Source organism: Stenotrophomonas maltophilia (genome assembly GCF_003970865.1).
Taxonomy (GTDB): Bacteria; Pseudomonadota; Gammaproteobacteria; order Xanthomonadales; family Xanthomonadaceae; genus Stenotrophomonas; species Stenotrophomonas maltophilia_AR.
Window position 1 is genome coordinate 1 of sequence record NZ_RXLZ01000080.1, and the last position, 17,541, is coordinate 17,541.

20 protein-coding genes and 1 pseudogene are annotated in these 17,541 nt (G+C 62.5%); 12 read left to right on the plus strand and 9 right to left on the minus strand.

Going from position 1 to position 17,541, the window contains the following annotated elements:
• The 4 genes and pseudogenes from EKL94_RS19810 to EKL94_RS19825 all read left to right on the plus strand — a co-directional run.
• Window positions 1-122, plus strand: a pseudogene (locus EKL94_RS19810) (IS3 family transposase); the annotation flags it as partial.
• 248 nt (window positions 123-370) lie between these two features.
• The gene (locus tag EKL94_RS19815; RefSeq protein ID WP_126930358.1) at window positions 371-1,000 is read left to right on the plus strand and encodes a hypothetical protein; all 630 of its coding nucleotides are present in this window, start codon (window positions 371-373) and stop codon (window positions 998-1,000) included.
• A 793-nt stretch (window positions 1,001-1,793) separates the two neighbouring features.
• A complete protein-coding gene (locus tag EKL94_RS19820) occupies window positions 1,794-2,672 on the plus strand; it encodes a DUF6731 family protein (protein ID WP_126930359.1) in 879 nt (292 codons plus the stop codon).
• Window positions 2,672-3,100: a hypothetical protein gene (locus EKL94_RS19825; RefSeq protein ID WP_126930360.1), complete on the plus strand. Its 429-nt coding sequence runs from the start codon at window positions 2,672-2,674 to the stop codon at window positions 3,098-3,100. The genes EKL94_RS19820 and EKL94_RS19825 overlap by 1 nt, the downstream gene beginning before the upstream one ends.
• A 773-nt stretch (window positions 3,101-3,873) precedes the next feature.
• Here EKL94_RS19825 and EKL94_RS19830 read toward each other — a convergent pair.
• Both EKL94_RS19830 and EKL94_RS19835 read right to left on the minus strand, forming a co-directional pair.
• A complete protein-coding gene (locus EKL94_RS19830) occupies window positions 3,874-4,230 on the minus strand; it encodes a hypothetical protein (protein WP_126930361.1) in 357 nt (118 codons plus the stop codon).
• Between the two features lie 560 nt (window positions 4,231-4,790).
• On the minus strand, window positions 4,791-5,699 hold the full coding sequence (locus EKL94_RS19835; RefSeq protein ID WP_126930362.1) for a LysR family transcriptional regulator: 909 nt from the start codon (window positions 5,697-5,699) through the stop codon (window positions 4,791-4,793).
• 96 nt (window positions 5,700-5,795) lie between these two features.
• Between EKL94_RS19835 and EKL94_RS19840 the strand changes: the two genes are divergently transcribed.
• Complete coding sequence (locus EKL94_RS19840) at window positions 5,796-6,635, plus strand: type 1 glutamine amidotransferase domain-containing protein (RefSeq protein ID WP_126930363.1); 840 nt, start codon at window positions 5,796-5,798, stop codon at window positions 6,633-6,635.
• Window positions 6,636-6,730: 95 nt separating this feature from the next.
• Here EKL94_RS19840 and EKL94_RS19845 read toward each other — a convergent pair whose 3' ends face one another.
• Window positions 6,731-7,306 (minus strand): 5' nucleotidase, NT5C type, encoded by a 576-nt coding sequence (locus EKL94_RS19845; RefSeq protein ID WP_126930364.1) that lies wholly within the window; start codon window positions 7,304-7,306, stop codon window positions 6,731-6,733.
• 546 nt (window positions 7,307-7,852) lie between these two features.
• Between EKL94_RS19845 and EKL94_RS19850 the strand changes: the two genes are divergently transcribed.
• The 4 genes from EKL94_RS19850 (at window position 7,853) to EKL94_RS19865 (ending at window position 11,461) form a co-directional block, all read left to right on the plus strand.
• Entirely contained in the window at window positions 7,853-9,205 is a 1,353-nt protein-coding gene (locus EKL94_RS19850) for a DUF1963 domain-containing protein (protein ID WP_185830063.1), read from the plus strand.
• 91 nt (window positions 9,206-9,296) lie between these two features.
• Window positions 9,297-10,028 carry a hypothetical protein gene (locus EKL94_RS19855; RefSeq protein ID WP_126930366.1) on the plus strand — a complete coding sequence of 244 codons (732 nt, stop codon included), beginning with the start codon at window positions 9,297-9,299 and terminating at the stop codon, window positions 10,026-10,028.
• An 84-nt stretch (window positions 10,029-10,112) separates the two neighbouring features.
• On the plus strand, window positions 10,113-10,592 hold the full coding sequence (locus EKL94_RS19860; RefSeq protein ID WP_260473471.1) for a hypothetical protein: 480 nt from the start codon (window positions 10,113-10,115) through the stop codon (window positions 10,590-10,592).
• An 86-nt stretch (window positions 10,593-10,678) separates the two neighbouring features.
• A complete protein-coding gene (locus EKL94_RS19865) occupies window positions 10,679-11,461 on the plus strand; it encodes a 3-hydroxybutyrate dehydrogenase (RefSeq protein WP_126930377.1) in 783 nt (260 codons plus the stop codon).
• Here the strand turns inward: EKL94_RS19865 and EKL94_RS19870 are convergent.
• The 4 genes from EKL94_RS19870 to EKL94_RS19885 form a co-directional block, all read right to left on the minus strand.
• On the minus strand, window positions 11,458-12,222 hold the full coding sequence (locus EKL94_RS19870) for a COG4705 family protein (protein WP_126930367.1): 765 nt from the start codon (window positions 12,220-12,222) through the stop codon (window positions 11,458-11,460). The two genes, EKL94_RS19865 and EKL94_RS19870, sit on opposite strands and share 4 nt — an antisense overlap.
• A 97-nt stretch (window positions 12,223-12,319) precedes the next feature.
• The gene (locus EKL94_RS19875) at window positions 12,320-12,787 is read right to left on the minus strand and encodes an SRPBCC family protein (protein ID WP_126930368.1); all 468 of its coding nucleotides are present in this window, start codon (window positions 12,785-12,787) and stop codon (window positions 12,320-12,322) included.
• A gap of 2 nt (window positions 12,788-12,789) precedes the next feature.
• Window positions 12,790-13,122 (minus strand): ArsR/SmtB family transcription factor, encoded by a 333-nt coding sequence (locus EKL94_RS19880; RefSeq protein WP_126930369.1) that lies wholly within the window; start codon window positions 13,120-13,122, stop codon window positions 12,790-12,792.
• 10 nt (window positions 13,123-13,132) lie between these two features.
• Entirely contained in the window at window positions 13,133-13,588 is a 456-nt protein-coding gene (locus tag EKL94_RS19885; protein ID WP_126930370.1) for an SRPBCC family protein, read from the minus strand.
• A 166-nt stretch (window positions 13,589-13,754) separates the two neighbouring features.
• Here EKL94_RS19885 and EKL94_RS19890 point away from each other — a divergent pair, with 166 nt between their 5' ends.
• Window positions 13,755-14,279 (plus strand): GNAT family N-acetyltransferase, encoded by a 525-nt coding sequence (locus EKL94_RS19890; RefSeq protein ID WP_126930371.1) that lies wholly within the window; start codon window positions 13,755-13,757, stop codon window positions 14,277-14,279.
• 27 nt (window positions 14,280-14,306) lie between these two features.
• On the opposite strand, the gene EKL94_RS19895 is transcribed toward EKL94_RS19890, so the two are convergent.
• Window positions 14,307-14,711 carry a winged helix-turn-helix transcriptional regulator gene (locus EKL94_RS19895; protein WP_126930372.1) on the minus strand — a complete coding sequence of 135 codons (405 nt, stop codon included), beginning with the start codon at window positions 14,709-14,711 and terminating at the stop codon, window positions 14,307-14,309.
• Between the two features lie 95 nt (window positions 14,712-14,806).
• Here EKL94_RS19895 and EKL94_RS19900 point away from each other — a divergent pair, with 95 nt between their 5' ends.
• Window positions 14,807-15,142: a pirin-like C-terminal cupin domain-containing protein gene (locus EKL94_RS19900; RefSeq protein WP_126930373.1), complete on the plus strand. Its 336-nt coding sequence runs from the start codon at window positions 14,807-14,809 to the stop codon at window positions 15,140-15,142.
• A gap of 90 nt (window positions 15,143-15,232) precedes the next feature.
• Window positions 15,233-16,153 carry an NADP-dependent oxidoreductase gene (locus EKL94_RS19905; RefSeq protein ID WP_126930374.1) on the plus strand — a complete coding sequence of 307 codons (921 nt, stop codon included), beginning with the start codon at window positions 15,233-15,235 and terminating at the stop codon, window positions 16,151-16,153.
• Window positions 16,154-16,218: 65 nt separating this feature from the next.
• Here EKL94_RS19905 and ftrA read toward each other — a convergent pair whose 3' ends face one another.
• A complete protein-coding gene (ftrA, locus tag EKL94_RS19910) occupies window positions 16,219-17,220 on the minus strand; it encodes a transcriptional regulator FtrA (protein ID WP_126930375.1) in 1,002 nt (333 codons plus the stop codon).
• Between the last annotated feature and the right edge of the window lie 321 nt (window positions 17,221-17,541).

The window sequence follows — 17,541 nt, forward strand, 5'->3', positions numbered from 1 at the left end:
CAGCACGAGCGGATGTGTTTGACTACATCGAGCGACGCCACAATCCAAGGATGCGGCGAAGGGTCGCCAGGCAGGATCAGAAGGTTGCAGCTCTTTTAGAACCGTCCGTGATTTCGGGGTAGAACCCCTGAGTTACAGAGCCTATGATGGATCACGCCGCGCTTATCCCACCAGGTGAGCACACCGCCGGTGACCATCAGCGTTCGGAGCAATGCGCAGGTTAGGATAAGAGTGACCTTACCCCGGCAAGGCGTTTCTTGGATACTCGACAGCTTGCTGGGTACTACCTGCCCGAGCAAGAGTTGAGGGACAGAACTCACCGAGATGGTGTGGTAAAAGCTATCCGAACTCACTCCCGGGCACCAGCCACATGAAGATCCCTACCGACCTGATAGGCGCCCTCACCGGCCCAACCGCTAGCCTTACAAAGGATGTGGCCTCGGCAGTTTGGGAGGCGGCGCTAGACGAGAATATCCTAGGCAAGGTGCCTGTGGTCTCCGTTTTGCTCGCCGTACGTCAGGGAGCGGCCGCGATTGGTGATCGCTTGTTCGCCGCAAAGGTGGTTCGATTCCTGGTGGGCGTTGACAACCTATCGGCCAGCGACCGCGCTCGTGTCGTCGACGAACTCGCTGGAACAGAAGCAAAGCGAGAACTGCTAGGCGAGTTGCTGCTGGATAAGCTTGACCGTGCGGACCCAGTACATAAACCAAAGATGCTGGCCGATCTGTTCGTCGCCGTTGGAAGGCGCGAGATTCCGGCTTCAGACTTTGATCGCCTTTCTGACATGGTGCTCAGCGTATTCCTCGGCGATCTGAGGGATCTCGCAGAGAGGGGAAAGGTAGAGGATGTCACTGTGAGCCGCCGTTTCGCACTTCAAGCCTCCGGTTTCCTCGCATGGGAGGTTGAGGCAGTGTACGCAGGTGGCGGAGCAAGCTTAGAATGGTCAATCACTGCGGACGGCAGCACCATTCTAGCTCATTGCCAGCTAGACAATGATTGAACACCCGCACGCTCGCATCGGGGGGCAGAGCGGCCTCGTTCAAGGTACCACTGATGTGCGTGCTCGTCTTTTCCGCCGTGCACTTGAGAAGAGCGCACGCCACTTGCGGCTCAGAGAGACCCCGCGCAAACCCAGGTAATGTCGGAGCGAGTTCTTCACTGCGATCAGTCGGAACTGACTACCTATGGCAATGGATTGAGTTTCGCTCTCGCGCAGCGGAGCATCAGGGCGTCCGCTTCTGGCCGATAGCGGATATAAGGGCTGCTACCGGCGCGAGGCCGGCCCTAATGCCCCGTCTCGACCCAAAGCGGTCAACTAAGTATCTCTAGGCATGTTCTCTCAATCGAAGAGAGTGCGAATTTGTAGCTGCCGGAATTGCACTGGATCGACATCATTCACATCATCGGCGCTTGGTACCTTCGGCGTCTACCCTGCGACCGGAGGGCGCGGGAAATCACGCGCTGGACGCCATGTGCTACGGCGCCCACCGCATCGACTGGGCCTGCGAAATCAAAATGGAGTGGCACATATGAGAAGTAGTCGGGATGGTTCCTCCTGCCCGACTCGGCACTTAGCTCCTCGAGCTGGCGGTAGGACCGGCTCTACGGGGTGTCGGACCTGTTTTACTTGGAAGTTGTGAAGTGTAGGTGATTCTGAACGAAAAGCATGGTCTACTGGCACGCACGCAGGGGAGGACCGCGTCGCAGTCCTTGCGACCGACATTCGGAAAATGTGGCTATGGACAGCGGCGCTGATACCTAAAAGTTTGATAACCATCGAATTGAGGGAATACATGGACAAGGCAAGTATCAGAGTTCAGTTGTTCCGAGTGGAGCATGGAGAAGGCGCAGAACCACTTGAACAGCTTTTGGCGTGCATCCAGGCTGATGCCATTGCCGACCGCGTGCGTCGCTGCAACCTTGTCGATTACCGACTAGAAGACATTGTTGCCCCGGTCGGACGCGGCACGCTCTGGGAATTGAACTTCGTTCGTATGCGTGATGCGCACGGACCAGGAAGAGTGTCGAAAGCCAAGAAGCTGGCCGGCTTCAACCTTGCGGAGAACGAATATTTCGGCGAGGACACCGCCGTCCTCTATGACTCCGCTACGCGCTACGCTGTGATCCAGTATAACCACTGGGGCGTCCGCGTCAGCGGGCTGGAGCAATACCTTTCGCAGTACCGTTCCGACGTAGTGAACATTTACGATTTCAAGCCGAAACTTGACCTCGACGCAGAGCGCCGATTTAAGAATCAGAAGATTGTTAGGCGTGTCGAGGTTGGTATTGATCTCACCAAGATGCAGGCTGCTGACCTTGAGGCTGGCCAGTCGCTTACTGATATGGCGGAGATTGGAACTAAAACTGGCGCCGACCGACTCTATATAACGCTTACCATTGGCTCCAGCGACCGCAAGTCAAAGCTAAAAAACGCCGCGAAGAAGTTGCTTACAGCCGTAAGGAAGAATCTGGACGATGACGCAATCCTCCGCCTCAGTTCTTACGGTGCTGCAGAGCCAGAACAAGACTTTGAGGTCGTGGACTTGCTTGAGCACAAGCTAGAAGAAACGGAGCAGGCTCCAGTTGGCACGGACCGGCGCATCACGTTTACTGATCGGGTGAAGGCGTTGAAGCGGGCAAAGGGCAAGTGGAAAGGAGTTATGCAGGACTAATGAATATTACGCACGAGCGCTGGTATCCAAGGTTGCTGGGCATCGCCACAGCGGTGGCGGCATGGGCATCGTGCAAGTACTTCGGCATCAAATTGCCACAGGGTGAAAACATGTTGTCAGCGCTGGTGTCACTGGGCGGCATCCTCGCGGGTTTTTTAGCCACAATGAAGACGCTGCTCATGGGGATGAAGGAGGAATCGATAACTCGGCTTAAAAAGAGCGGCTACATGCCCCACCTGCGCGACTACTTGAGCGAAGCCTTGTGGGGATCGCTGGCGCTGTGCGTGTTCGCGGTCGCTGGCTTCTCACCCAGTGTTGGCGCTACCTCGTCCGTGTACCTGAGCGTGCTGGTGGGCTTGTTCGTTTACTCGTTCGCGGCGCTGTACCGCGTAACCCGTATTGGCATGGGTTTGCTGACGCAGCGCTAAGCCTAGTTTCGCAGCATTCGGCCACATTTCGGCCGCAGCGCGGCCGGGAAGAACAAAAGGGCTAGGTCGCGAAGCCTAGCTCTTTGATTTTATCGGTGCGAAAGGGGGGGGCGAACCCGCGCGCCTCTAAGGGCGGCGGATTTTGAGTCCGGTCTATCCGCCTCTAGCCGCAGGAAGTCATGCTTTGGCGTGGCTTTGTAACACCTTGACCGACAGCGGCGAGAACGTCCCACCTAGGGCAGATCGCTTGAACTGGCTGACTTCGGCAAGGCATATCCTTCGTGCCAAGAGGATCCAGTCCCAGATTACGTATCCGACCTACATCACCATCGCCGATGAAATGGAAGAGTACTGGCGCCACAAGTTCTATCTGACGCTGTCTGATAGAACACTCAGGAATCGGCAATATTTCATGAACAGAGACACTCCGGCTTGGCCAGAGAACATTGAAATATCATCAGCACTGGTTGTCGTTGACTTTTAAAGCTGGAAAGGTGGAACACCAGACTCGACCGATGAAGTAGGCCGCGAACAATTGCTGACCCAAGGGGCAGGCATAAAGGGAGGCAACATTGGTCGCGGACTTCACACATACATCCAGTACTTGGAAAGTTTGCGAACGTCCAGAGATGCCGGTTCATAGGTCGCGATCTAACAATTATTTCATGCCGATGCCGCGACACTGCTAGTCCTGATTTTCTGCTGCGAACGATTGCATCTGGCCGAAAGTGCACACTGGGTTTGCCAGCAGGCATCTATGCGGCCGAGGGAAATCACTCCGGCCTAACCTCCCGGCAAGCCCACTCAACCAGCCCCCGGCAAGCCAGAAACAACCCATCAACCACCCCCTCATCCAAATGCCTCTCCGGGTCCGCTGCCACGCGGCAGCGGTCTGCCGCGTGCAGCAGTTCCAGCACCGTCAGCGCTCCCACCATCGCGCGCTCGCTCCTGGCCAGGCTCACACGTCGGCCGGGCGATACATCGGATTCCGGCCAAGGGTGCCCATCAGCCCCCTCGCATCCGCGCATGCGCTTGAGGATGCCGAGGAGGTAGTTCAGGTCGGGCAGGGGAGTGTCGTCGTTGATGGGTTCAACAACGGTGTACGAAGAGAAGGTGTCGGATTCGTTCATGGCGTCGGCTTCCGTGGCTGTGTTTAGCAGCGCCACCGCGAAGAGGTGGCGGACGGTGCGGGTTCCAAACCGGGACAGACAGTTGTCAATAACCGGCGGGTCCGAAGACCCCCACGCACCGCCCGCCATAAAGGCCGACGGATTGCCCGCCGGCACCGGTTAAGGACGGTGCCGACGGGCAAGCGTAAACAACTATCTGTCTCGGGTTTGGACGCCCGCTGCCACCCGTTGTCGGTGGCGCGCCATGTTGTTTATGCCGTCGCTCCGAATGCCAATAGAAATTCGCGAAGGAATCGCGGAATCCGAGAGCGAAGAGCTATTGTTGCACGCTCCATTCGTGCAGCACGCGACACCGCCAGACGTATTCCCGCAGCTGCTCTGTTGATTCCGATTAGGAATGACGCAATCGCCTGCGCCCCAAGCGAATAGCGCGACGGCCTTCTTTACAACAGTTCTTAGTCCGCCTCGCCAATCAACGGCGCGCGATCAGCCGCACAGCCCGAAATTCGGTTCAAACACGACAGCATCGGTGAGCGTCGGAGCTTCAACCCACGCCCTGCTCAACCCCCCGCCGCATTCCCCACCAGCAACTCAATCATCGCCCGCGCCGCCGCCGACTGCCGCCGATGCGGCGCATAGATCACCGAGAACGGCCGTGATCTCCCCCGCAACTGCGGCAACACTTCCACCAGCTGCCCACGCTGCAACCGCTCCCGCACGATGAACGCATAGCTCTGGCAGATGCCGATGCCCTGTTCGGCCAGTGACACCACGCCCAGCACATCGTCGGAGGTCTCGATGGACGAACGCGGCAGCCAGTCCACGTCTCGCCCGTCGTCGCGGAAGATCCACGTCGCCAGCCGTCCCGTACGCGGCATCACAAATGGCAGGCACAGGTGCTGCTGCAGGTCGTCCAGCGTCTGCGGCGTACCCCGGCGCTGCAGGTACTCTGGCGAAGCCACCAGCACCAAAGGCGCATCTTCCAACTTCCGCCCCACCAGCCCGCTGTCCGGCAGCTGGCCCAGGCGGATGGCCAGGTCGAAGCCTTCGGCCACCAGGTCCACGTTGCGGTTGGTGATGTTCAGTTCCACCTGCACCTGCGGGTACTGCTGCGCAAAGCGCGCCAGCACGGGCGGCAGCCGGTAGTGGCCATAGGTGGTGGGCACGCTCAGGCGCACGCGGCCGGCCAGCGCACCGTCCTGGGCCAGTACGTCGCGCTCAGCGTCGTCCAGCAGCCCGAAGGCGGTGCGCACCTGTTCCAGATAAAGCCGCCCGGCGTCGGTCAGGCCCACGCGGCGGGTGGTTCGCTGCAGCAGCTGCCGGCCCAGCCGCGTTTCCAGCCGGGTGACGGCGCGGCTCAGCACCGAGGGCGTGGTGGACAGCGCCACCGCGCCAGCGGTGAACGAGCCGTGCTCGACCACCGCCAGGAACACCTCCACATCGCCCAGGTAGTCGAACTTGCGGCTCATTTGGCTCTCCGGGGAACAGATGTTTTGCGATGAGGCCAATTTATCGCCGCTGGGGCGATGAATAAAGTGGCCGCCATTCCCCGATAGGAGCTCCCCATGAACCTGATGACCCGGCTGGCCGCAGCGCTGGCCCTGACCCTGGCCGCCAGCGGCGCGCATGCAGCCAACGTGCTGGTGGTGCTGTCCGACGAAAACCACCTGGACCTGAAGGACGGCAAGGTGCTGTCCACCGGCTTCTATCTCAACGAGTTGATGCAGCCGGTCAAGCTGCTGCTGGACGCCGGCCACGAGGTGACCTTCGCCACGCCGCAGGGGCGGGCGCCTACGATGGATGCGTCCTCGGTGACGCCGGCGTACTTCGGCAACGATGCCGCGCAGCTGACGCTGCACAAAAATCTGCTGGAGAAACTGGCGCTGACCTCGCCGACGGCCTCGCCGGTGGTCAGCCTGGCGCGCGTCGAGCAGCAGGGCTACGCGCGTTTTGATGCGGTCTACATTCCCGGTGGCCACGCACCGATGCAGGACCTGCTGAAGGGCCCGGCGCTGGGCCGGTTGCTGGCCGACTTCCACCAGCGCAACAAGACCACCGCGCTGGTCTGCCATGGGCCGATCGCGCTGCTGTCCACGCTGCCGGATGCGGCGGGTTTCGTGGCGAAGCTGGAAGCGGGTGCGATGCCGGCTACGCCGAAGTGGATCTACAGCGGCTACCAGATGACGGTGATCAGCAACCAGGAAGAAGAGCAGGCCAAGCCGATGCTGGGCGGCGGTGAGATGAAGTTCTACCCGCAGACCGCGTTGCAGCGGGCGGGGGCGAAGTTCAGCAGCAACACCACGCCGTGGACCGGGCACGTGGTGGTAGACCGCGAGCTGATTACCGGGCAGAACCCGGCCTCGGCGCTGGAGGTGGGGCAGCGGTTGGTGGAGCGGTTGAAGTAAGGCGGGACTGCAAAGCAGGCTGCCAGCCTTGCGGGCCGAGGGGCCAGCGCCTCGGCCTGACTATGGAAGTCTCAACGTGGTCGGCAGAGAGGGCATCAGCCCTTCGCGAGCGCTGCTCCTGACAGATCTTCAATCCGGGAAAGCGCGTGACGCGTCGCGGTCCAATCGCCGGCGTGCCTGATCGCCACACCTCCGGCCGCTGTCCAGGCATCACAGTTCGCTTCGAAATCGTCGATCAGAACATCGCCCGGCTGGTGCATGAAAAGAGGCTTGTGCCTGCCGCCGAGCACAGGCAACACCAGGCAGGTCGCTGACAGGTGTTCGCGGACCCACTGCCGCTTCTGGATGGCAGCGAGTGGATAGTTCGATTTCGGGCAGGCAGTGAGAATCACCGGGTTCAAGTGGTGGATGCTGTGGAAGAATTCCACTGCACCGTGCATCGGCGGTAGGTCGCGGAAGAACGACGGGTGGTTGTTGATGTGCCCCCACATTTCATCGTCGGCAAGCAAGCGATGGTCCAGGCCAAACAGGGCGGGAAATGCCGCGTCGAAGTCGGCCATTACGCCATCAAGATCTACGTAGATGGTGCGTCTGGATGCACTCGATCCACCTGTGTGCTGGTTGGCTAGAGGGTTCATCACCGGCATGGTCTTCAGATCATCAGCGTTCATTTGCGCGTTCTCCTCTCAAGAGTGGGCTTTCTTCTTCATCCGTTCCCCAGTAGTGGGGCAAAGTGCTGGGTGATGGCGACGGACATGGCAGCAATTGCGATGCCGCTGGCGTCGGTCCAGGGCAGCAGGGGCCTGCGACCCACGCCCTTGCGGAAAATCAGAGTGCCTTCAGGGCCGACCAGGCGCTGCAGCAGCGGAACAGTGCGCCGCGCTGTAACCACACGCTACGGGCACTACCCGCCAGAATCGAAACTGCGATGGGCATCGCATCACGGTGACGCCGCCCGGCAGATGCCGTAATCGGCATGCTGGAAAATCGGCTTATGTCGCGGCGCTTCTTCAAAGGCTTGCCGGGTGGCTGATCTGGCGCTTGGCCAGGACGCACGGCCCGCACCCTCTGGCCCACTTCGCCAACCAAGGCGCAATCTGGCGCGCTGGTGATTGGATCATCGCCGGGCGCTACAGGCAAGCTGGGGGGTGATATACCTGTGGCGCTCGATCCAGACTCAAAAGGACGTCAACGAAATGGATGCTCAGGCAGATTCAATGTACCACGCCGACCAGCGCGACCACCATGCCGACGCCGTGCTTGAGGCCTTCTTCGCTAAGCACCGAACCCCGGCCCTGGTGCTGCAGCGTTTCTACCCGCCGGCGGCATTCCCCAGGGTTCGCAGCCGTCTAGGCGGTCTGCCGCAATTGCCCGATGGGATGGATTGGCCGGTTGGCGAGAGTTACAGCGAAGCGGCGCCGATGCACTTCCTGGCGCAGATCGATTGCGCCGAGCTGCCACGCGTGGATCCCGATATGCCCTCGCAAGGCATGCTGTTCTTCTTCGCCATGAACGACGAAGAGCAGATCTGGGACACGGACGAACCACAGCAACGCGTGCGTGTACTGTACGCGGCTGAGGTAGCGGTCGATCAGCACGTGCGTGCGCTGCCGGACGGTATGCGTCCGATTCTGGATGAAGGCCCCTCGGACCACGCGCACCGCAATCCCGCATGGCTGCTACCTGAGGAGGATGGGCCGTGCGTGCATGTTCAATGGCCTTTGGTGGCGCGGCGCATGGATACCTGGCCGGACGAGCTGGAGCTGCCGCCGAGTGAGGAGGATCGGCCGTATTACGAGATTTACCCCTCGCGCCGGGACGAAATGCGGCTGGGTGCGGTGGTGGCGGCCACGGGCCTGTTTCCGCGCGCGGATGCAGCCACGGAATGGGAGCGCCCGCAGTCGCCTGCGTGGACCTTCCCGGTGCAATGGCTGCGTTACCAGACCGATTTTCCCCAGGTAGGCATCATCATTGACCGCCTTTCGCGGGTGATCGGCAATGAGCGGCGTGCAGGCAAGCGCGGGAAAATCGATTACGCCGACGTACGCGCATGGGTGACGCGCGCCGCCGCCATTGGCCTGGACGAAGCCCCGGATGATGCAACGCGGGAGGCATTCCGTGAGTGGATTATCGGACAGATCAGCGACGGCTTCGAGTGTATGACGCTGACCGACCTGGGCATGGGGCGGGCGTTCACAAAGGGATTGCTGGCGGCAGTTGCGTACGCGGCGGGCTCGCCGGCTGCGGCCGCGCGCATACCTGCACTGATGTACCGCCACCTGCAGGACGAACATCTGCCGTTTGATGAAAGCCTGGGCACGTTGCCTGATGGGCGCAAGCGCTGCGCCGAGACGCGCGTGCACCAGATGCTGGGGCACGTACCGCGCTTGCACGGCATCGTGCCCGACGTGGAAGGCGAGGGCGACGCGGTTTGCCTGCTGCAGTTGGCGTGTGATCCGGCGATTGATCTGGTGTTTGGTGACTGTGGTCAGGCCACGTTCTGGTTGAGTCGCGAGCATCTGCGCAGCTGCAGGTTTGACCGCGTCGTTGGTGTGGTGGAGTCGCACTGATTGGGCAGGGCAAGGTCGGCATGGCACCATGATGGGCTGGTCTCGTCCTTCCGGGCGGGGCCGTTTTCCCAGGGAAGCCCTCGAACACGACATGCGAACGTCTTTTTTCATTCTCTCCGCCCTGTGCCTTGGCTTGCTGTCCGGCTGTGCCAGTGGCCCGGAGGAACACGCCTCAAGCCGCGAGATCACCAGTGCGTTCGTGGCAGACGACGGCCAACTGTATCTGCTGCCGCGCTATGACGAGCCGATGCGTTTCAATGCCGCGCCGTTCCGCGAGTACCGCGCGCTGATGGACAGCCCGCTGCGCGAGGCGGTGGCCTGCGCGCAGATGTACTTCCATGAAGACTGGCGCGACCCGGCCAACAAGGCCAAGGTGCACGGCAGCTATGCGCTGCTGCTGCGGCCGGAGCAGGTGACGCCGGAACAGGCCGCGCAGTTCAAGCTGGAGCGGATTGAGGTGCTCCCGCGCGAGGCGAAGTACGTGGATGAGCGGGCGCGCTACTACCTGCCGCAGGATCGGAGCCGCTACGCGCTGGCGTTTGACCGTGCCTGCAATCTTTCAAAGAAGGGCGGCAGATACTACAGCGCGCTGTTCGAGGGCAACGGCGAGCGGGTGAAGTTGCCGGATGCTGCGGCGCTGGCAGAGAAGGGGAAGCTGGACCAGCCAATCAATGCGCGGGCGCAGCGGATCCTGCCGGAGAGGGAGGACAAGCCGGGTGTGGGTTCGGCGGCGGGCAAGGTGCTGGGGGCCGCGTTGATCCCTGTGGCGGTTCCGGTGTTTGTGTTGAGCCTGCCGTTCCTGGGGCCGGATCATTGGAAGTGAGGGGGCGCTGAGGGCGAGCATCCACGCGTGGCGTGGATCCACTCGGGCCTCGCCAGTGCCTGAACGTTTATCCTGGAGATCTGTGTGCCCAGCACGCTGGAAACTGTTTTGAAGACCGCGGGTTTCATTGTCCTCGCGGCACTTCCGTTGGTGATCCTCTGGTTCACCCTTCGGCGAATGTCAGCAACTGCTCGCTCGTCCGTGAAATCAGGGCTGCGTTTGGATCCCCCTCGCCGGATCTCCGGTACATCCATGGCCTTGGTGATGGTGGATGGGAAAGAGGATCGCGAGCACTATTTCTTTGATACAGAGTCCTTTTACCAGCGGCGTGGGCCAGTGCCTACAGTGGTTCCGCTCTCGCAGATCACCTCAGTCACACGAACGTCCGACAGGATCTACGGGCGCTATGTCTGGCAGGTGTGCTTCAGCAAAGCATCGGGCAGAAAGTGCGTGACGTTTACCAGCAACCTGACGCTGTTCAACCGCGATTTCCTGCTGTTCCTGGAGGCGGTGCGGAAGGCCAACCCGCTGGCGACCGTTGATCGAGCGAGCGTCATCTTCTAGCCGCGGGCCGACATGCGCTGCGCCATTCAAAAGCGGGTTGGCGCGTGGAGCTACACTGGCGGCCTACGCCCAATGGAAGTTCGCCCATGTTTTCTGGAAAGGTCGCGGTGGTTACCGGCTCCACCAGTGGTATCGGTCTTGGCATCGCCACCGCGCTGGCGCGGCAAGGTGCCGATATCGTGCTGAACGGCTTCGGCGATGCGGCGGAAATCGAACGCATCCGTTCCAAACTGGAAGCCGAGTTCGGCGTGCGCGTGGCGCATGACGGCGCCGACCTTTCCCGAGGTGAAGCAGTGCGCGGTCTGATCGCCCACGCCGTCGCGACGATGGGCCGCATCGACATCCTGGTGAACAACGCCGGCATCCAGCACACCGCGTCGATCGACGAGTTTCCCGTAGAGAAATGGGATGCGATCCTTGCGCTGAATCTATCAGCGGTGTTCCATGCAACGGCGGCGGCCTTGCCCCACATGAAGCAGCAGGGCGCCGGCCGCATCATCAACATCGCCTCTGTGCATGGGCTGGTGGGCTCGGTGAACAAGTCGGCCTATGTGGCGGCTAAGCATGGCGTGGTGGGGTTCACCAAGGTGACCGCGCTGGAGAATGCGGGCACTGGCATCACCGCCAATGCGATCTGTCCGGGCTGGGTGCGGACGGCGCTGGTCGAGCAGCAGATCACCGCGTTGGCCGAGTGCGAAGGCACGGATCAGGAGACCGCTGCGCGCGCGCTGCTGGCTGAGAAGCAGCCTTCGTTGCAGTTCGTGACGCCCGAGCAACTGGGCGAGATGGTGGTGTTCCTGGCGTCGGACGCGGCGGCGCAGATTACCGGCACGGCGCTGCCGGTGGATGGGGGCTGGACGGCGCGCTAGTTGGCTGGCTGCGCCTTACGCTGCAGCATCGGCAGTGCCACCAGTGTGGCGAGAATGGTGAACAGCACCATCGACGAGCCGACTGTGCCGAAGCCCAGGCCGCCCTTTTCCAGCGGCTTGGTGAGCAGGTCGCCGAAGGTGGCGCCGAACGGGCGGGTGAGCACGAAGGCGATCCAGAACAGGATGACCCGATTGATGCCCTTGATGCGGCTGGCCAGCGCGGTAAGCGCGATGAGGCTGCCGATCAGCAGTGCGCCGCCGGTGAAGCCCAGTCCGGAATCGTCGGCAAGGAAGTCGCCCAGTGCAGTGCCGAGCGTGTTGGAGAACAGTACGGCGGTCCAGTAAAAGCCTTCGGCGCGGCGCGATGCGATGTTGCTGACCGAGATCGACTTTTCAGATACCCGCCAGGCCACCAGCACCAGCGCCAGGCAGCCGGCCAGCAGGCTGGCGCCGGTGGCGTAGCCCAGCCCCAGCGTGCGGTCGAGCAGGTCCGACATGGTGGTGCCGGCGGTGCTGGTGGCCAGCACTACCGACCAGAACAGCACCGGGTGGAAGCGCCGCGCGGACAACTGCACGGCCAGCAGGCCGGCGAAGATCGCCAGCAGGATGGCCGAGCTGGCCACGTAGCCCAGGTTGAGCGTCATCGACAGCAGGTCACCGGCGGTCTCGCCGAGCGTGGTGGCGGCGATCTTCATCACCCAGAAGCCGAGTGTGACCGCCGCCACTTTGCTGTGCAGGGAGTCTGCGTCTGAAGCACTCATCGAACGTCGCCAGGGATGCCTGTGGGCGATCGTGTCGGTGCGCGCGTCGGAACGGGGTCGTAGCAGTCTTCGTTCTGTGTCAACCGAATGCCGCGATTCAGCTGGTAGCACTCGGCTTCGCAAACACATCCAGCCCCTTGCCCGTCTCCAACAACGACTTCAGGCTCGACAGCACGATCGGCCAGCCCTGGCGGATGCCGGTATCCATGCCGCTGCCGGGTTCCAGTTCGTCGTGAGTGACGGTCAGGCGCACCATGTCCTGGTAGGGCACGATGTCGAAGGTGACCCGGCTGTAGGCATCTGGATTGTCTGCCTGCGAGGCGGCGGCCCAGGTGATGACCAGCCGCGAGGGCGGGGTGCTTTCCACCACTTCGCCGACCAGTTCGACCGAGCGCGTTTCGTTGGCGCGCACGTGCTGCCAGCGCGAGCCGGGTTTCCAGTCCGAGACGTTCTCGTGGCCCCAGTAGCGGCTGGCGATCTCGGGCCGGGTGATGGCCTCGAACACCTTCTGCGGTGTGGAGGCGATATAGATCACGTGGATGAAGCGGGTGGACTCTGCGGACATCGTCATTCTCCTTCCAGTTCTCGTTTCAGGTCATGCAGCAGGCTCAGGCGCTGCTGCTCGAACTTGCGTACCCAGCGCTCATAGACTTCATGCAGCGGCACCGGGTTGATGAAGTGCAGCTTCTCGCGGCCACGGCGCACGGTGCTGATCAGGTTGGCGTCTTCCAGCAGGCCCAGGTGCTGGGTGACCGATTGCCGGGCCATGTCCAGGTGCTCGCACAACTGGCCGAGCGTCTGCCCGTTGTGTTCGCAGAGCAGATCCAGCAGCGTCCGGCGCGTGGGATCGGCCAGTGCCTTGAATACCTTGTCTGCGTCGCGCACGTTGTCTACCGCCATGGGGATGTCTTCAATTCCAGTTGTCGATCCTGACGTCGTGTGGGTTGGGCTGCCCCTTGCCGGTCTCCAGCAGCGCCTTCAGGCTCATCAGGAACACCGCCCACTTGGTACTGCAGTGGGAGGTGAACTCGACACGCTCCTTCCAGCCTTCGTGGGTGAACAGGACAATGCAGTAGTCGCCTTCCTGCTTCAGCGTGAAGCGCGCGTGGGTGCCGATCCATTCGGCAGGTCCGGCGAGGAACCGCCACAGCACGAGCTCGCCTGGAACAAGCTGCTCAAGTTTCATTTCCATGGCGCCGATTTCCTGGCCGTTGTTCGTGAACCGCACCTTGACTGTGCCGCCGGCTTCGCGGTCGCCATGGGTGTCTTCGGCCCACCAGGCGGCGACGCCTTCGGGGGTGGCCAGGGCTTGGTACACCTGGCTTGCAGGGGCCTTGATGCCGACCCTGTGTGCGATATCCACCATTGCAGGTTCCTCGCGATGGGCAGGCAGGCGCCGCCCTTGAGTGGACTATATGCAGGCAAATGCCTGCATGTCAAATCCGGTGGCCGAGGGACTGGATCAATACACTGGGCGCCTGCCAGGCATCGCCTGGCACTACTGGATCTACGGGACGTCAGGGAGTGCATGCATGACCGAAGCTGGAAAGGACACCTTGAACATCCGCCGCGCCAGTGTGGCCGATGCGCCTGCGGTGCTGACGCTGTTCGACGAGGTGATCGAATGGTTCGTGTCGATCGGCAATCTGCAGCAATGGGGCGGTGAACCGTGGTCGACGATGCCGCGCCGGATTACCCTGGTGACTGAAGCGTGTGCGCTCCCGGGAGCGTGGGTGGCGCAGAATGAGCAGGGTGACGTGCGCGCGTTCCTGGCGCTGGGCGAGTCGATGCCCTATGTGCCGGCGCCCACCGGGCCGGAGCTGTATGTGCGGGTGCTGGTGGCCTCACGCAAACCTCGCGTGCGCGGCATTGGTCGTCGCTTGATGGCGTTTGCCGACGAGCAGGCGCGCGCTGCCGGTCTCGACCATCTGCGCGTGGACTGCTATGGCGGTGGCAGCGGCGACCTGGTGCGCTTCTATGAATCCTGCGGGTATACGCGCATTGCGCCGTTCAACGTGGACGGCTGGCCGGGCATGCTGCTGGGCCGGCAGCTCTGAACGACCAGCCAAGGTTACGACTCCTCATCATTGCGAGGACGTCGCGCCCGATTTGTTGTCGTAGCGCTCCCGCGCTTCCAGCATCGTGGGCTGATATGCGACCGCCCATTGGAAGAGCGCATGCAGGGGCGCCAGCAGCAGGCGGCCGAGCTCAGTGAGCTCATAGTCCACGCGCGGCGGCACAGACGGATAGACCGTTCTGCTGACAAGCCCGTCGCGTTCCAGCCCCTTGAGCGTCAAGGTCAACATCCGTTGTGAGATGCCGCCGATGGCGCGACCCAGTTCGCTGTAGCGCATCGGCCCATCACGCAGGGTGCCGACGATCAGCACCGTCCATTTGTCGCCGATGCGCGACAGCGTGTCGGTGATCGCCGGACAGACGCCGCTGCCATGCGCGATGCCAGTACGAACATCGGTGTGTGTTCCGCCCATGAATGTGCCGTCTTGTACGTTGAAAAATGGACCCTACCATGCTCGTACGCACATTTTGTTAGTGCGTACGTCAGTCTGTCAGGTGAGGGTTTCCGATGAGTTCGGTTGTGCTGGATGTTGCAGGTCTGTCGCGCCCGTGGAGGAGCAACGTCGTTGCCAACAGTGGCCAGATGCTGTTGGAAATCCCCCTCATGCAAGGGCAACCCATTGCTGGACCGGTGGTCGTCAGTGGCCCATTCGTGATGAATGACGAAGCGGGACTGCGACAGGCCCATGCAGATTTTTCCGTGACGCAGTTCGTCGAATGGCCCTGGCAGGAAGATGGCCCGGTACATCCTAAAACGGCGGGGCGATTCTCGTCGCTGGCGCCTGCTGCCTCGACGGAGGCGGAGCGCGATCCTCCCGTCCGCTCCGTCACACCATCCACCTGACGTTGTGAGCTGACAGCGGTTCCCTGAAGCACAGCGGCGGCCTCCATTCGCACCGCGCCATCCCCCCACAGTCCCGGAGTTCCTGAAGAAATGCTTCCGTCCCAATTCACGATGTTCGTGGCGCGCCAGTACGGCAATGCCAGTGTGGTTGAACGCTTGACTGCGAAGATGCCCAAGCCAAGCGTAGGCGAGGTCCTGATCGAAGTCAGGGCCGCTGGGATCAACCCCATCGATGCCCGGCGCATGACCGGTGAAGTCCGTCACTCAGCACTGCCATTGGCGTTCGGCACTGAGTTCGCCGGCGTTGTGCGCGCGGTGGGCGCGGCGGCGCCGGGCTTTCCGGTGGGCACGGAAGTCCTGGGTTCGGGCGCAGGATTCACCCATGCCACCCACATTCTGGTGCCATCCGCGAACCTGATCGTGAAGCCGGCGGCCATGACATGGGAGGTCGCAGGATCGCTGGCGGGTGCAAGCCAGACGGCCTCGACGATCCTGTCGACATTGAAGCTCGTGGCGGGCAACGCTCTGCTCATCCATGGCGGATCGGGCGGTGTGGGCTCGATCACCGTGCAGCTTGCGCGACAGGCTGGGGTAACGGTGGTTGCCACATCGTCGGAAGACAACCTTGCCTATCTCGCCGAGCTCGGCGCGATTGCGGTGGCCTACGGCCCTGGACTTGCCGATCGCATCCGTGCAGTGCATCCGATGCCTTTCGATGCGTCGGTCGATATGGCGGGGACCCAGGAGGCGACCTCCGTGTCGCTGGCGCTGGTGCGTGCCGATGGCCAGATCGCGACGATCGCCGGGAAGCCGATCACCTCGGCGAGGGTCTTCCCGATCTGGGTGTCCCGCGATGTCGAGGAGCTGCGGCGGGTGGTTGCCGGTGTGGCTGATGGCACGTTGCGCTGGAGCGTGAGCCGCACCTACGCCTTCGATGATGCCGCGAAGGCCTACGACGATATCCTCAAGGGCCATACCCGAGGCAAATCGGTGCTTCTGTTGCCGCAATGACGATCGGCTGCTGCTGTGTCCCGGGAGTGTCTGGGATGAGGTAGGAGGGTCGAGTGGACCTGGTATCAGCAGCCAACCAGGCGGTCGGCTGCGATACCGCCGCGATGCTGGCTGCGGTACTCGGTAGGACTTGCAGCAACCTGACCACGGAAGTGCCGACGGAACGACTCCTGCGAACCAAAGCCGGCCTGTTCTGCAATCCACTGCAGCGGCCGGTCAGTGGTTTCCAGCAGCTCGCGGGCAAAGGCCACGCGCTCGCGGATCAGCCAGTCGATGGGTGACAGGCCGGTGGCTTCCAGGAACTGCCGTTGCAGGGTGCGTTGGCTCAACGCGGCCTGCTCGGCGAGGCTGCCCAGCGAGTGCGGCTCGCGCAGGTTGCGGCGCATCCATTCCATCAGCTTTGCCAAGCGCGTGGGCTCGCCATGGGGAATGGCGCGGCTGACGCGCTGACTGCGTTCGGCATCACGCCACGGCGCCAGTACCAGCCGTTCGGCCACCAGGTTGGCCACGCGCGCGCCATAATCCTTGCGCACCATGTGCAGCATCATGTCCATGCCGGTGGCCGAACCGGCCGAGGTGATGATGTTGCCGGTGTCCACATACAGCACATCCTCACGCACATCGATGCGTGGGAAGTCGCGTGCCAGCGCTTCGGTGAGGCGCCAGTGGGTGGTGGCCTGGCGGCCGTCGAGCAGCCCGGCCCACGCCAGTACGAAGGCACCTGAGCAGATCGAAGCAATGCGCGCGCCACGCGCGTAGGCGCGGACGAGGGCATCGAGCAGTGCCTGCGGCGGACGCTCGCTGGGTTCGCGCCAACCGGGGATGACGATGATGTCGGCGTCATCAACGCTGCTGAGATCGTAGGGGAGTTGGACCTGCGTTCCGCCGAGCATGCGCAGCGCACCGGGTTCGCCGGCGCACAGCTGGGTGCGGTACCAGGCCACGCCGAGTTCCGGCCGCACCGGCGCGAACAGGCCGACCGCACAGCCGAACTCGAACAGCCCCTGGCCGTGGCAGGCAACGATGGCGACGAGCGGCGCGGTGGGATCGGCGGGTGGGCTGGACATGGCTTGATGCTACGGGTGGTGGTGCGTGGCGCTGAGTGGTGCGAGGGCATGAGGTGATACCGGGCGGGCATATGGGATCCGACCCCGTGCGTGTGGGCCGTCTAACGTCATTACCAGCGGTCATGTGGGTGGCCGGATATGACGGTTGGGTGACGTGATCCCGCCTGTCGCGGCAGGTGAACAGGCCCTTGAATGGAAGCTGGCCCTGTTACAACTCTTGCGCTGCCGCACGACCTAAGCCGCAGGAGCGTCGTGGGCCCCGTCCGTTGGAACAGTACAAGACAGAGAGGACGGAGAGAGCAGAACTAGTGAAAGCTACAG

Coding starts and splice junctions, on each gene's coding strand:
- EKL94_RS19815 (WP_126930358.1), top strand. CDS start 371: ATGAAGATCCCTACCGACCTGATAGGCGCCCTCACCGGCCCAACCGCT.
- EKL94_RS19820 (WP_126930359.1), top strand. CDS start 1,794: ATGGACAAGGCAAGTATCAGAGTTCAGTTGTTCCGAGTGGAGCATGGA.
- EKL94_RS19825 (WP_126930360.1), top strand. CDS start 2,672: ATGAATATTACGCACGAGCGCTGGTATCCAAGGTTGCTGGGCATCGCC.
- EKL94_RS19830 (WP_126930361.1), bottom strand. CDS start 4,230: ATGAACGAATCCGACACCTTCTCTTCGTACACCGTTGTTGAACCCATC.
- EKL94_RS19835 (WP_126930362.1), bottom strand. CDS start 5,699: ATGAGCCGCAAGTTCGACTACCTGGGCGATGTGGAGGTGTTCCTGGCG.
- EKL94_RS19840 (WP_126930363.1), top strand. CDS start 5,796: ATGAACCTGATGACCCGGCTGGCCGCAGCGCTGGCCCTGACCCTGGCC.
- EKL94_RS19845 (WP_126930364.1), bottom strand. CDS start 7,306: ATGAACGCTGATGATCTGAAGACCATGCCGGTGATGAACCCTCTAGCC.
- EKL94_RS19850 (WP_185830063.1), top strand. CDS start 7,853: ATGTACCACGCCGACCAGCGCGACCACCATGCCGACGCCGTGCTTGAG.
- EKL94_RS19855 (WP_126930366.1), top strand. CDS start 9,297: ATGCGAACGTCTTTTTTCATTCTCTCCGCCCTGTGCCTTGGCTTGCTG.
- EKL94_RS19865 (WP_126930377.1), top strand. CDS start 10,679: ATGTTTTCTGGAAAGGTCGCGGTGGTTACCGGCTCCACCAGTGGTATC.
- EKL94_RS19870 (WP_126930367.1), bottom strand. CDS start 12,222: ATGAGTGCTTCAGACGCAGACTCCCTGCACAGCAAAGTGGCGGCGGTC.
- EKL94_RS19875 (WP_126930368.1), bottom strand. CDS start 12,787: ATGTCCGCAGAGTCCACCCGCTTCATCCACGTGATCTATATCGCCTCC.
- EKL94_RS19880 (WP_126930369.1), bottom strand. CDS start 13,122: ATGGCGGTAGACAACGTGCGCGACGCAGACAAGGTATTCAAGGCACTG.
- EKL94_RS19885 (WP_126930370.1), bottom strand. CDS start 13,588: ATGGTGGATATCGCACACAGGGTCGGCATCAAGGCCCCTGCAAGCCAG.
- EKL94_RS19890 (WP_126930371.1), top strand. CDS start 13,755: ATGACCGAAGCTGGAAAGGACACCTTGAACATCCGCCGCGCCAGTGTG.
- EKL94_RS19895 (WP_126930372.1), bottom strand. CDS start 14,711: ATGGGCGGAACACACACCGATGTTCGTACTGGCATCGCGCATGGCAGC.
- EKL94_RS19900 (WP_126930373.1), top strand. CDS start 14,807: ATGAGTTCGGTTGTGCTGGATGTTGCAGGTCTGTCGCGCCCGTGGAGG.
- EKL94_RS19905 (WP_126930374.1), top strand. CDS start 15,233: ATGCTTCCGTCCCAATTCACGATGTTCGTGGCGCGCCAGTACGGCAAT.
- ftrA (WP_126930375.1), bottom strand. CDS start 17,220: ATGTCCAGCCCACCCGCCGATCCCACCGCGCCGCTCGTCGCCATCGTT.